Source organism: Bacillus sp. FSL K6-3312, from assembly GCF_038007485.1.
GTDB lineage: Bacteria > Bacillota > Bacilli > Bacillales > Bacillaceae > Bacillus > Bacillus pumilus.
This window is the reverse complement of the sequence record NZ_JBBOXI010000001.1, coordinates 1650057-1663381: the sequence shown is the minus strand read 5'-3', so window position 1 is coordinate 1663381 and position 13325 is coordinate 1650057. Positions and strand designations below refer to the sequence as shown.

General features: G+C 41.2%; 16 protein-coding genes. 1 reads left to right on the top strand and 15 read right to left on the bottom strand.

Going from position 1 to position 13325, the window contains the following annotated elements:
• Genes bshB1 through MHI11_RS08520 form a run of 4 tightly spaced genes read right to left on the bottom strand, consistent with a single transcriptional unit; the run spans position 1 to position 2273 of the window.
• Positions 1-705 (bottom strand): bacillithiol biosynthesis deacetylase BshB1, encoded by a 705-nt coding sequence (gene bshB1, locus MHI11_RS08535; protein WP_340960842.1) that lies wholly within the window; start codon positions 703-705, stop codon positions 1-3.
• Positions 692-1111: a methylglyoxal synthase gene (mgsA, locus tag MHI11_RS08530; protein ID WP_050943855.1), complete on the bottom strand. Its 420-nt coding sequence runs from the start codon at positions 1109-1111 to the stop codon at positions 692-694. The genes bshB1 and mgsA overlap by 14 nt, the downstream gene beginning before the upstream one ends.
• Before the next feature lie 17 nt (positions 1112-1128).
• Positions 1129-1932: a 4-hydroxy-tetrahydrodipicolinate reductase gene (gene dapB / locus MHI11_RS08525; protein WP_058014826.1), complete on the bottom strand. Its 804-nt coding sequence runs from the start codon at positions 1930-1932 to the stop codon at positions 1129-1131.
• Positions 1933-1937: 5 nt separating this feature from the next.
• The gene (locus tag MHI11_RS08520) at positions 1938-2273 is read right to left on the bottom strand and encodes a nucleotide pyrophosphohydrolase (protein WP_003215805.1); all 336 of its coding nucleotides are present in this window, start codon (positions 2271-2273) and stop codon (positions 1938-1940) included.
• Between the two features lie 137 nt (positions 2274-2410).
• On the opposite strand from MHI11_RS08520, the gene MHI11_RS08515 reads away from it, so the two are divergent.
• The gene (locus MHI11_RS08515; RefSeq protein WP_003215598.1) at positions 2411-3283 is read left to right on the top strand and encodes a YitT family protein; all 873 of its coding nucleotides are present in this window, start codon (positions 2411-2413) and stop codon (positions 3281-3283) included.
• 31 nt (positions 3284-3314) lie between these two features.
• On the opposite strand, the gene ypjB is transcribed toward MHI11_RS08515, so the two are convergent.
• The 11 genes from ypjB to hisC form a co-directional block, all read right to left on the bottom strand.
• Positions 3315-4118, bottom strand: a complete 804-nt coding sequence (gene ypjB, locus MHI11_RS08510) for a sporulation protein YpjB (protein WP_044141118.1) — start codon at positions 4116-4118, stop codon at positions 3315-3317.
• A gap of 65 nt (positions 4119-4183) precedes the next feature.
• Positions 4184-4777 (bottom strand): DUF1405 domain-containing protein, encoded by a 594-nt coding sequence (locus MHI11_RS08505; RefSeq protein ID WP_058014824.1) that lies wholly within the window; start codon positions 4775-4777, stop codon positions 4184-4186.
• A 100-nt stretch (positions 4778-4877) separates the two neighbouring features.
• A complete protein-coding gene (locus MHI11_RS08500) occupies positions 4878-5645 on the bottom strand; it encodes a menaquinol-cytochrome c reductase cytochrome b/c subunit (protein ID WP_003215888.1) in 768 nt (255 codons plus the stop codon).
• 42 nt (positions 5646-5687) lie between these two features.
• Positions 5688-6362, bottom strand: coding sequence for a menaquinol-cytochrome c reductase cytochrome b subunit (qcrB, locus tag MHI11_RS08495; protein ID WP_003215804.1), 675 nt, complete (start codon positions 6360-6362; stop codon positions 5688-5690).
• A gap of 2 nt (positions 6363-6364) precedes the next feature.
• Positions 6365-6871 (bottom strand): ubiquinol-cytochrome c reductase iron-sulfur subunit, encoded by a 507-nt coding sequence (locus tag MHI11_RS08490; protein WP_007500911.1) that lies wholly within the window; start codon positions 6869-6871, stop codon positions 6365-6367.
• Positions 6872-7015: 144 nt separating this feature from the next.
• Complete coding sequence (locus tag MHI11_RS08485; protein WP_044141115.1) at positions 7016-7462, bottom strand: YpiF family protein; 447 nt, start codon at positions 7460-7462, stop codon at positions 7016-7018.
• 61 nt (positions 7463-7523) lie between these two features.
• A complete protein-coding gene (locus MHI11_RS08480) occupies positions 7524-8063 on the bottom strand; it encodes a ReoY family proteolytic degradation factor (RefSeq protein WP_003215573.1) in 540 nt (179 codons plus the stop codon).
• A gap of 75 nt (positions 8064-8138) precedes the next feature.
• Positions 8139-9410, bottom strand: a complete 1272-nt coding sequence (locus tag MHI11_RS08475; RefSeq protein WP_044141114.1) for a tetratricopeptide repeat protein — start codon at positions 9408-9410, stop codon at positions 8139-8141.
• A gap of 291 nt (positions 9411-9701) precedes the next feature.
• The gene (gene aroA / locus MHI11_RS08470; RefSeq protein ID WP_340960839.1) at positions 9702-10988 is read right to left on the bottom strand and encodes a 3-phosphoshikimate 1-carboxyvinyltransferase; all 1287 of its coding nucleotides are present in this window, start codon (positions 10986-10988) and stop codon (positions 9702-9704) included.
• 10 nt (positions 10989-10998) lie between these two features.
• A complete protein-coding gene (locus MHI11_RS08465) occupies positions 10999-12114 on the bottom strand; it encodes a prephenate dehydrogenase (protein WP_044141112.1) in 1116 nt (371 codons plus the stop codon).
• Between the two features lie 113 nt (positions 12115-12227).
• Positions 12228-13325 carry a histidinol-phosphate transaminase gene (gene hisC / locus MHI11_RS08460; protein WP_340960838.1) on the bottom strand — a complete coding sequence of 366 codons (1098 nt, stop codon included), beginning with the start codon at positions 13323-13325 and terminating at the stop codon, positions 12228-12230.

Genomic DNA, 13325 nt, shown 5'->3' with positions numbered 1-13325 from the left:
TTACCCCCCAAGTAAGTCGTCATCGATCAAAAGTGGTTTCTTTGTGATAAACCCTTCTACATAAGCTTTATTGACTTCCCTTCCATACATAGACTCTCTCATTTTCACAAAATCAATATAGCCGTTCACAAGAGGTGTCTCAACCGAATGCGCCGATTTCACAAATTGGCTTTGATACGCATGTAAGCTATCAATCTTTTGGTGCATTTCCTCAGAAATATCAATCACAAAATCTGGACGATGATGGCCGTTAATCATGTAATAATACATCTGACTTATTTTATGCGCTGGCTGCTTGTATGAATCTTCAAATTTATGTATACCTGCCGAAAAAGCAGCCTCTTCTACAAGTGAGCCCGCATGACCATGATCTGGATGCCGATCTTGGTGATGCGGAGCAAAAATCAGTTTCGGTTTGTATGTACGAATCACGCCCGCAATGTCCTTCATTGCTTCTTCATTTAAATAAAGCCCTCTGTCTGGCAGTGTGAGCTGGATTCGCGTTGACACGCCTAAAATGGCGGCAGCCGCTTTTGCTTCCTCTTTACGGCTCTCTACCGTTCCATTCGAGGATAATTCAGCCTGGGTCAAGTCGCAAATTCCGACACGCGCCCCTTTTTTTACGTATTTTGCAATCGTTCCTCCCATACCGATCTCTACATCATCGCTATGGGCTCCGAATGCAAGGATATCAAGTCGTTTCATTTGTTCCTCCATTTTTTGCTACATCTCGAAAATCAAACGTACCTTTATTTAAATTCCTGACTAAAATTTCAGCGGTCCCCATATTGGTGGCAAGTGGAATGGTATACACATCGCAAAGCCGAATGAGTGCAGATACATCTGGTTCATGCGGCTGCGCGGTAAGCGGGTCTCTAAAAAAGAGTACAAGGTCCATTGCATTATCAGCAATTAAAGCACCGATCTGCTGATCTCCTCCAAGCGGCCCTGACTGGAAACGATGAATGGGAAGCCCCGTCGCTTCTTTCACTCTCAAACCTGTTGTCCCTGTTGCGTAAAGTGTATGATTTGCCAATATATCACGGTACGCAATGGCAAATTGGATCATGTCACTTTTTTTCTTATCGTGAGCGATTAAAGCAATGTTCATCAGGAATCCACTCCTTATTAGTCGATGATATTTTCTAAACCATAGACGAGCTGATCAATGTGCATAACCTGTTCAACTGAAAGCTTTACACCTGACATAAATGAGGCACGATTATAAGAATCATGACGAATGGTGAGCGTCTGTCCGTCCATTCCAAACAGTACTTCTTGATGTGCGATCATACCCGGAAGTCTTACGCTGTGCAGACGGATACCGTCATAATCTGCGCCTCGTGCACCTTCGATTAATTCTTTTTCTTCTGGATGTCCTTGCTTTTTGCTTTCTCTGACTTCTGCAATCATTTCAGCTGTTTTAAGCCCAGTACCGCTCGGAGCATCTAGTTTTTTATCATGATGAAGCTCAATGATTTCAACGTCAGGAAAGTAATTCGCTGCCATTTTGGCAAACTTCATCATTAAGACCGCACCGACAGCAAAGTTTGGTGCAATAATACAGCCTATGCCCTTTTCTTCTGTTAATTGCTGTAGCTCTTTCAGGTCAGCTTCAGAAAAACCAGTGGTTCCGACAACTGGACGCACGCCATGTTCAAGCGCCTTTTTTGTATGTACTTTCCCGATTTCTGGTGTCGTCAAATCAATTAATACATCAGGTGCTGTCTCTGAAAGACACACATCAATATCTGTATAAATCGGCGCCTCAGATGTCGTATGAATCACATCAGATAATTTTTTTCCTTCGTGCGCGTGATCAAGGGCTGCCACAAGCTCAAAATGGCTCGTTTCTTCTGCCAGCTTCACAGCTTCTATCCCCATTCTTCCTCTTGCTCCAGCGATTACTACTTTGATGGTTTGGTTCGTCATCGTCTCTACTTCCCTTCTTTTTTCGTCCAGCGGTCTTTGTCTCTTGTATTGAATTTATGCATCACACGATCATGTGCTTCCTCTAGTGATATATCTAGTGAATTAGCGAGACATGTTAACACAAACAAAACATCGCCAATTTCTTCTTCCATGCTTTTTTCTGTTTCCGTTGTTTTTTTCGGCTTTTCTCCATAGTAATGGTTGACCTCTCTTGCTAGCTCACCTAATTCTTCTGTCAGACGGGCCATCATGGCAAGCGGGCTGAAATAGCCTTCTTTAAATTGTCCTATGTAATCATCTACTTCTTGCTGCACGTGACGCAGCGTTTTTTCATTCGTCATGAAGCTCATCCTCCTATCCATCTCTTACATGTTAGCGAAATCATAAATATTTGACAAATGTTTAAAACTCAGTTTGCTTGTTTCTCTCCCATACCATATAATATTATCGCTGTCTAAGCAAAAAAAGGAGTGGTCTCTTGCTAAAAGAAATTCGTCTTAAAAATATCGTCTTTATTTTAATAGGATCTGCGATTTTTTCTTTCGGTCTTGTTCATTTTAATATGCAGAACAACTTGGCGGAAGGCGGATTTACAGGTATTACACTGCTTTTATATTTTCTATTCCACATTGACCCATCCATTTCAAACCTTGTCTTAAACATTCCGATCTTTTTTATCGGCTGGAAAATGCTCGGCAGAACCATGTTTACTTATACAATTGTAGGCACTGTCAGTCTTTCTGTCTTTCTTGCCATTTTCCAGCGCTTTCAAATACATATGCCTCTCCAGCACGATTTGGCCCTAGCCGCGCTCTTTGCTGGTGTGTTTATCGGAACAGGCCTCGGGATCATCTTTAAGTTCGGCGGTACTACCGGCGGTGTGGACATCATCGCAAGACTCATCAACAAGCATTATCAGGTGGCTATGGGACGAACAATGTTCATCTTCGACGCTTGCGTCATTACGATTTCTCTTACTTATTTAAATTACAAAGAAGCCATGTATACACTCGTCGCAGTATTTGTTGCTGCGAAGGTCATTGACTTCATGCAAGAAGGCGCTTACGCAGCCAAAGGCGCCATGATCATATCTGAAAAAGATGACATCATTCAAAAGAAAATCACAGAGGAAATGGAGCGGGGTGTGACCATTTTAAAAGGGGTCGGTTCCTATACAAAACAGGAGCGCAACGTTCTTTATTGCGTCGTCCCGAAAAATGAACTTGTCCATCTCAAAAGCGTCGTGACCTCAGTCGATCCTCATGCGTTTGTATCCGTCAGTGACGTGCATGATGTGCTTGGTGAAGGCTTCACATTAGATGAACACAAAAAGCCGCTCAATCCGCATTAAAAAAAGAAGCCCAAAAATGGTGCTTCTTTTTTTATGATTTCGGATAATCAGCTTGTCGCTTTTGCTTCTTCTCTTTTTCAGCACGGTATTTCCGAAATCCAACATACGTTAACGTTAATAAAATGATGCTTCCTGTTGTTAAAATGACCCATAAAAGCGATGGGTCAGCCTCATCTTGATCAACGTGGGCAAACACACTCGATAAATCTTCTTCAAGCTTCGTGAGGCGCTCAAGCTTTGTCCCACTTGATGCTTTTAAAAATTCACCTTGCTCAATCACTTCCATATGCTGCTTAATCGTTTGCAGCTTTTCAGGCGAAACATCAATGGTTAAACTTGGATAGATCATATCGTATAAAGAAACCAGCTCATTCCAAGTTTCATAAAACGTCGTTGACTCCGGATCCTTCACTTCTTTTTTCAACGTAGGAAAAGACCCCATAATGGGCTTCTCCAGCGAACCCCAAAGAGGCTCAGAGTCTGACTGGATCGCATCGAGCAGCATTCTAAACTGAGAGGCATAACGAAGCTTTTCGCGCTCATTCAATTCTTCCTGCGGCAGCCCTTTTATGATATCTTGATAGCCAACTGTAATTTGCCGAATCTGCGTATTTGTCAGCGTTCCGCGCCAATTCTCAGCTTTAAATGTCTTTTCAACATACAATGCGACCTGTAACGCCTCATCATATTTGGCTTGTCTCGTTAATTGAAAGATTGAATCTGATAGTTCCGTTAATTCTTGCAGCACACTAGCGGCTGTTTCCTCGCCTTTGGCAACAGATGGCTGTAATACGAGAAAAAATAATAGAATCATCGCGATTGGCTTTCGTTTCATGCAAGTCCCTCCTAGCCCTTCTCCATACAGCGTATGAAGAAAAGGACAAGGTTAGACCAAGATTGTTAAGGGAGTTCGAGCTTGATCGATTTTTTCGATAGGACGAGATAATATGAAACAAGAAGAACGGCAATGCTTAACCAAAACGTGACGTAGCCGATCTCGTTTGTATAGGCAGACAGCATAGAATAACGCGGCATCATACCAAATACATAATCAATCACATCGTTATGTAAAATCCATATGCCAGCTACCACCAAATGACGCATTTTAAAACGATAATACGGTGCAAACAATACGGCTTGAACTGCCATCGCAAAGTGGGACCCAATCAGCATGTACCCTTCCCACGGAAAATCATCCACAGATAAAAGGACAAAGATATTCATTCCTACAGCCCATAACCCATACTTAATTAAGGTCACGAGGGCAAGTGCTTCAAAATAAGGAGCGTTTCGTTTCATCAAAAACGCAAGTAGAACAAATAAAAAGAAAAAGCTTGCCGTTGGACTGTCTGGAACAAAAGCTAAAAAGATAGCCGGCGTCTCTACAAGCTGTGGAATATACCAATAGTAGCCGTACACAGTGCCAAGGAAATTGATCATCAAGACTAGCACAAGCATATAGCGTGTGGCTAGCAGATATTGAATCCATCTCATACGTCTCTTCACTCACGATCTATTAAAATCAGAAAAAAGCTGACAGCGCCAGCTTTTTCTCTTTTGAGTATATCCTTGTACTTGCATTTAAACAACTGAATTATTTAGATTTGACCTCAGATAAATATTTAGACAGCTTTTCAAGTTCTTCATCGCTGCCTTTAAAGATACCCTTAGGCATGTTGCCTTTACCTTCAACAGCGATTTTAGCGATCTCCTCAGGTGCAAGACCATTGTCAACAAGTGACGGCCCGGCTGCTCCGCCCTGCATGTTATCCCCGTGACAGGAGATACATGTCTGCTCCTGATAAATTTTATACTCTTCCGCTGAGGTATCAATCTCTGCTTCTTTCTTAATTTCACCTTGCTTTGCCGCTGCTTCCCAATCATGAGTAGCAACAGACTCCCACGTTAAATATGTTGCTGCGCCGACTGCAAGGATCATCATCCCCACTGCAACCGGTCTTCTATACGGTCTGCGTTCAGGACCAGAATCAAGAAATGGTGCCAGCAACAGTGCACCAAACGCAATCCCAGGCATAATCATCGCACCAACTACCGTATAGCCACCTGCAGCAAATTCATATTTTAATAACTGGTACAAGAATAAGAAATACCAGTCTGGCAGCGGAATATAGCCGGTATCTGTTGGATCAGCCATCCGCTCAAGCGGAGGTGCATGAACCACAGTTAGGACAAGAAATCCAATTAAAAAAACGGCACCTACAAGCCATTCCTTTAAAAGAAAGTTCGGCCAAAAGGCTTCTGTTTTTCCCGGATATTCGGAATAGTCTTTAGGTATGTTAGGTTTTCTTTCTGCCGGAATTCTAGAGTCTCCGACAAACTTCATCCCTTTTCCCCTATGCAAAGTCATCCCCTCCTCATTGAACATTCATCAAACGCAAATTTTTTATAGCGGTCCAGAAATTCCTTGCTTACGAATCATAATAAAGTGGGCAGCCATCAGCCCAAATAATGCCGCTGGCAAGAAAAAGACATGGATAGCGAAAAATCTCGTCAGCGTTTGTGCCCCTACAATATCAGGATGACCTGCAAGCAGCGTTTTGATCTCTTTACCAATGAAAGGCGTCGCTTCTGCAATTTGAAGACCAACCTTCGTTGCAAATAGCGCCTTCATATCCCATGGCAAGAGATAACCTGTAAAACCAAGTCCAAGCATCACAAAGAAAATGAGCACACCAACAATCCAGTTGAGCTCTCTAGGCTTTTTATACGCCCCTTGGAAAAAGACCCTTAGCGTATGTAAAAACATCATGACAATAACTAAACTCGCACCCCAGTGGTGCATCCCTCTGACAATCTGACCAAATGCCACTTCATTTTGTAAATAATAGACAGATTCCCAGGCGTTTTTAATATCCGGCACGTAATACATCGTTAAAAACATGCCCGAAAGGACTTGAATGACTGTCACAAAAAACGTTAAACCGCCAAAACAGTACACAAAAGCGGAGAAATGATGTGCTGGATTGACATGCTCTGGCACCTCATGATCCGCAATATCTCTCCATATTGGTGTAATGTCTAGCCGCTCATCTACCCAATCATAAATCTTGTTAAGCATCGTTACCCTTCCCCTTTCGGCACAGCTTTTCCAAGATAGAGGTATCCGTCCTTCACTTGCTGCTTATAATGGTCAAGCGGCGCAAGTGGCGGAGTTCCGGGTACGTTTGTACCATCCTTGTCGTACAGCCCATAGTGGCATGGGCAGAAAAATTTGTTTGGATTTTTTGGATCACTGTTCCAGTTCACTGTACATCCTAAATGTTTACAGATTGGCGATAAAGCGACAATTTCATCCCCTTCTTTGTACACCCATGCTGACCTAGATTCCTTTGACTCATACCATGCATCTACTTGATCAATTTTAAAGTCAAAGCGCTTCGGTTCCTTCGTCAGTTCATCTACACTGACAACTTGAACCATATCCTGATCCTCTGTTCCTTTTAGCACAGGGTCAAGCGCAAAGCGAACCATAGGCATGAGCATTCCAGCGGCCATAAATCCCCCCACGCCGGTCAACGTGTAATTCAAAAATTGACGCCTGGACACACCATGTCTCTTCTCGCTCATTTTTTTCTCCCCCCCTCAGGTCGTCAGCTACTTTATAACTGAATTAGAAAAAATTTCATAAAACTAGGACACCCTCATAATATATCAATCTATTCACAAGGTCAACAGCCTAAAAAGCTATGTACAATGCAAATGTAAGGGTTTTTATGAAGGGTTCCACTTTTGTAACAAAAAGTTCAAAATTTGTTCTACACTGTCTTGAACAATTTTTTGCTTTAATTCTACCTTTAAATGCTCAAGTGGAACTGGCTTTAACAAAAATAGTGATTCACTAACCGCCGCATGCTCTTTCCATTGGTGATCAGATGAGATCAACACAACATGCTGAAAATGATCTTCTAGCGACTGCTTCATCGTGAAGATGTCTTCTAGTTTTCGGTCATTGGCTTCTACATATGTATGTGGTGGAAAAAGAAAGACCCGCCCTTTCAGCTGTCTTTCAAGTTCCTCTGTTACTAGAATGGTAAACTCCCCTAAAGATACGGTTTGTTTGATTTGATTTACATCTATTCCAACTAATGGAATGATAGCGGTATCAATGTAATCTCTAGATTGCAAAAAGCGATCTGCATCCTCCGCTTGAAACTTCATCAATTTCCCCTCTTTCATGACATAAGCCCTGCCTGGATAGGGCAAGGCTTATTCGTTCAGTTTATGACAATAGGCTTAATTCTCTTGCTAACTTATTAAATGTTTCTTGATCATGACGGTCAAGTGCTTCATCTATCTCTTTCATAAGCCGTTCTTTTTGGAAAGTTGCGATCGAGTGTTCAAGCACTTTCTCCGCAAGATCCTTATCTTTTTCGTTCTCATAAAGATCCTTTGGAATATGAGGATTTGTTTCAAGCACAGCTGCATATTCCGGCGAACGATAAGCAGAACGGAAATTCAATTGAATAAACAAATCTTGCTGTTTATTCAAACGAATATCATGGAATGACTTTTCAGCATCTGTCGTCATGATATTCTCTTTATAAAATCTAAAGGGAACTTCATCCACACAGTGTGTTGACATAATGATTCCCCTTGGGCAAAATTCTGCTTGCTCTACAAAATGAACCTTTTCCATCAAAGAGTCGTGACTCATTAAATAATTTAATATCCAAACACACTCTCTTCGCTTTAACTGATAATGGTTCAAAAACCACCGGATGAATTCCTTCTTTTCATTGACAGAAACAGGGGTCTGCATGTTATTCCCTCCTCTATCGTAAATTAAATTGCTATACATGAATTATTCAACAAACCAGTTCTTCATTCCTGCAAACTATAAGGAAATTTCGTCTTCAATTCTTAAAATCGTTTCTTCGATTTCTTCATTCGTGCCATCTTTCTGAAGAACTTTGCGTAATAGCGGCAATGCTTCTTTTTGTCTGCCTTCTTCTAAAAGGAACGATGCGTATTCATATAAAAAGTCACGTTCCTCATCAAAATCAGGCAGAGCCAGCTTGAAGTACTCAGCTGCTTCTTTGTATTCTTCTCGTCCAACAGATGCAGATGCAGCATACCAATTCCATTTTGGATCATCTTCCCCAAAGCTTTTAACCTCTTTTATAACTTCCAGAATTTCATCAAAAAGCTCTTCATTTAAATAGATCGCGAGCAATGTTTGAATCGCTTCAATATATCCCGGATCAAGAGCAAGTGCTTCTTGAAGCAGCTTTTTCGCATCTTCTGAATCCCCATTTTTCAAGTCAATCTTTGCACCATATAAATATAATTCTTTGTTATACTCATCAATTTTAATACCCTCTTTTACTACCTCTAAAGCCTCGTGATATAGTCCTTCTTCCTCATAACTTTTCGCTAAAGGCATATATAGAGACGAATAAGATGGATCAATATCTTTTAGTTCTGAAAGCTGCTGAATGGCTGTTTTCGTTCGGCCAGCCCTCATCGCTGTAAATCCGTAGCCAAAAAGTGTATTCGGATCTGTTTGACCTTTCACTGCCTTTTCGTACCATTCAAGCGCATCTTCAAATTCTCCAGCTGTGCTGAGTGATTCAGCGAGCCTCTGATAAACATTGACGCCGCCAACCTCATGTTGTTGACCTGCGACCTTGTAGAAATAGTCGGCCGCTTTCTTTGAAAGACCTTGAGAAAAATACAATTCACCTAACGCAAAATCAATAATGGCTTCATTCGGAAGCAGCTCTTTTGCTTTTAAGAGCTTTTGTTCACTGACTTCAAATAGTCCTTGCATTTGATACAAATCTGCCATTAACAGTAGGCTCTCTGGATAGGCATCATCATCTTCAGGAATCGTCTCTAATACCGAAATCGCCTTTTCTTCTTCATCAGAGTCAATCAGCAGTTCTGCATAAAAACATGTTAACCCTGTTTCCTCTGGATATAAATCATGTAAATCACTGATGAGATTTCTCGCTTTATCAATATCTCCCCAATCATAATATAACTGAGCTGCCTGCGCCTTTTCTTCATCATGCAAATGCTTTTCTGCCTGAGCAAGTGTTTGAAGTCCTTTTTCAGTCTCACCCGCCTCAACTAATTTTATGGCTTCTTGTAATGAACTATTCAAATCAAACCGTTCCTTTCTGTTTTCCAAAAACCTAAACTATTGTTACTTCATATCATAATCGACAGGTACTCATCCAGCAAATATGTTGCACTTTTAAAATGAACCCATTTTTGTGTTTTAAAGACTGGTTTTCATTTCATCCTTTACGAAACGGAAGTTTTGTAAACTGAAAACACCTGAAATTCATTTTTTGATCAGATAAAATGATTTTTTTCCAGGTTTCATCTTGAGACAAGCTATGCTATATTCCTTACAAATATGCAAAAGGAAAGAAAAAGCCTGAGGACATCCTCAGACTGTTTTGGTTAAGTATTCAATGTGTTCAAAGAAATTCGGGTATGAGACGCGTACAGCATCTGTATCTTCAATCTCAACAGCTTGCTTTGTGATACATGCGGCAATCCCAAGCATCATACCGATTCGGTGATCTCCGTAGCTTGACACGACAGCGCCGCCTTGAAGTGTGGTTTTACCATGAATCTTCATACCATCATCTGTTGCTTCAATATCAGCACCTAGTTTTTTAAGTTCTGACACGACTGTATCAATTCGATTGGTCTCTTTTACTTTTAACTCAGCAGCATCTTTAATGATCGTTGTTCCCTCTGCTTGTGTCGCTAGAAGCGCTATAATTGGAATCTCGTCGATAAGTCTTGAAATCATATCACCAGAAATTTCGATGCCTTTTAATGAAGAGGTAGAGATCGTTAAATCGCCATATGGCTCTCCGCCTTTTGCATCTACTTCATTGATCTCAAGGTTCGCACCCATTTGTTTCAGAACATCAATAATACCCGTTCTTGTTTTGTTTAGCCCGACATTTTTTAAAACAATTCGGCTGTTAGGAACAATAGATCCAGCAACAAGGAAAAATGCAGCTGAGGAGATGTCTCCAGGAACAAATATATCTGTTGCTTTTAATGTTTGACCACCTTCAATAGAAACACTTTGTTCATCTTCGTCTAGTTTCACACCAAACATAGAGAGCATTCTTTCTGTATGATCTCTTGATTTATGCGGTTCAGTTAATGTTGTTGTTCCTTCTGCTTGAAGACCTGCTAAAAGGACAGCGGACTTAATTTGGGCGCTTGCCACCGGAGACTCATATGAGACACCTTTTAAATGGCCGCCACGAATAGAAAGCGGCGTATACTCGCCGTTTGCTCTGCCATCTATTTTCGCTCCTAGTTGTTTAAGTGGACCTGTTACTCGCTGCATTGGTCTTTTAGCAATACTCTCATCACCGATCAGTGTACTGTGAAACTCACAACCAGCTAATATTCCCATCATTAATCGAATGGTTGTACCAGAATTCCCGACATCGAGGACGTCAGACGGCTCCTTGAGCTCTTTCAGTCCCTTTCCACGGATCACAACATCTGTCCCTTTTTGTTCAATTTCAACGCCCATCTTTCTAAAACAATTAATTGTACTTAAACAATCGGCTCCAGGGAGAAAGTTTTTCACCACTGTCGTCCCATCAGCAATTGCTCCAAACATCACTGATCGATGAGAAATGGATTTATCACCTGGAATATGAATGACTCCATTCATAGGAGCATGTTTATGAATTTTCATATTTGTCACCTCAGTCAGCATAAAATGTATCGTAATTCGCTCTATTTTTTATACAGATCTCTGCACGTTTACGGTCGTCTTCCGTTTGAAAACTAATGCGCAAAATCCCATTAATGTCTTCCCGCGTTTCAATAATACGGATATTCGTAATACTGATGCTCTCATTTGCTAAATGTCCTGTAATCTCCGAAATGACCCCAGGGTGATCTGGAACGTCCACATAAAGGTCATAAAAAGCAGGAATGGCACCTTTTTTCCTCAGAGGAAGTCCATCACGATATTCCTTTGCCTCTTGAAAATAAGAGAACAAGCCTTCAGCGTCTTCTTGCTGTACAAAGGTCTCAATGCGGTCAATCTCTTTTTTCCATTCATGGAACCGGTCTAAAATCTTGTTTTTGTTGTGCAGAAGGATATCTCGCCACATTGCAGGGTTGCTTGACGCAATACGTGTAATGTCACGAAAGCCTCCAGCAGCAAACCGTTTGACAAGTGGGAATTGTTCTTCAAAATGATGTGCTTGATGCACAAGGCTGGCTGCAACAATATGAGGGAAATGACTAATCACACTTGTTACACCATCATGTTCTTCTGGGGTCATCTCAATGAAATGAGCATTTGTCCCCTTTAACAAGTCCTTCAAACGATCAACAGCCTGGCGATTTGTTTCCTTTGCTGGCGTTAAAATGTAGAACGCATTTTCAAATAAAAAGTCTTTCGCTGCTATAACACCTGACTTGTGAGAGCCTGCCATTGGATGTCCACCAATAAATTGATAGTGCTTAGGAAGCGTTTTTTCAGCAAAATCGACGACCTTTTGCTTTGTGCTGCCAACATCGGTAATTGTGACCTCTCTCTCAATTCCAGAGTTTGCAATATCACGAAGCATCTTGACTGTTTGCTGAACTGGTGTTGCCAAAATAATAGTCGCAGATTCAGCCAAACCTGCCGCAAATGAATCAGCTGCTAAATCAATGATACCCAGCTTTGTTGCTGCAACCATTTGTTCTTTGGACACATCGTATCCAACAATTTTTTTATGAGGATACTCTTTTTTAATCGACAGTGCGATGGAACCTCCAATTAAACCAAGTCCAGCGATTAATATTGTTTCATTTGCATCATTCATGTTCATCACCTGTTTTTTCGCGAAAATTAAAAAAGCCATTTCAACAGCTTATATGTATGAGGTTAGTACAATGAAAGCCATATCCTGTAAAAGGATATGACTTTCTGGTTATGCTACGCACGAATGCTTTGCATTAAATCAGCAAGTGTACTTAGAATTTCTGCATTTTGCTCCATTGTTCCGACCGTAATACGTAAAGACGTTGGAAAACCAAGTGCTTTACCAGAACGAACAATGTAGCCTTTTTTCAATAATGCATTGAATAATTCATCTGCATCTCTTTTAAAATCAATCAGCACGAAGTTTGTTTGAGACGGATAAATAAATAGTCCAAAACGGTCAGCAAATTCTTGATATTGCTTGAGACCTGCTCCATTTTTTTGTCTGCATAATTGAATGAAGTCCTGATCTTTTATCGCTGCACGAGCTGCTGCCTGAGCGATACGACTTGTATTAAACGGCTCTCTCGCTGGTTCAATCGCAGTAATCAACTCTTCTGATGCAATGCCATAGCCTACTCGAAGCGCGGCCAGTCCATACGCTTTAGAAAACGTACGGAGTACGATAACATTTTGATAGTTGTGTAATAAAGATAAGCTGTTCGGAAAGTCTTCCGCACGAACGTATTCGACATATGCTTCATCTAGTACTACAAGCACATGAGCTGGTACTTGATCTAAAAACGCCACAAGCTCAGATTCTGACAAATGATTTCCCGTCGGGTTATTCGGGTTGCATACCCAGACGACCTTCGTGTTCTCATCAATCGCATCCAGCATGCCCTTCAGATCGTGAGCTCCTTCGTCTAAAAGCGGCACCTCTCGAATCTCTGCCCGCTCAATGATTGCATTGTGACGATATTGCGGAAAAGACGGAGCTGGGATGACGGTATTTGTATGTTGGTCAAGGAATGCCCTAGCAATAATTTGCACAAGTTCATCTGAGCCATTCCCGAATATTAATTGTTTTTCATTTACTTGAAGAAACTCAGCAAGCTCTGTCCTTAAACTTGCGCTGTATCCATCTGGATAAATCGCTAAATGTTCAAGCTCAGCTTGTATCGCCTCTCTTGCATGGGCGGAACATCCAAAAGGGTTTTCATTTGAAGCCAATTTCACAATTTTGTCTAATTGATATTCTTTTTTGACCTCTTCAATTGGTTTCCCAGGTTGATACGGTTTTAGTTGTTTTAATTGATCTTTGATTTGCAA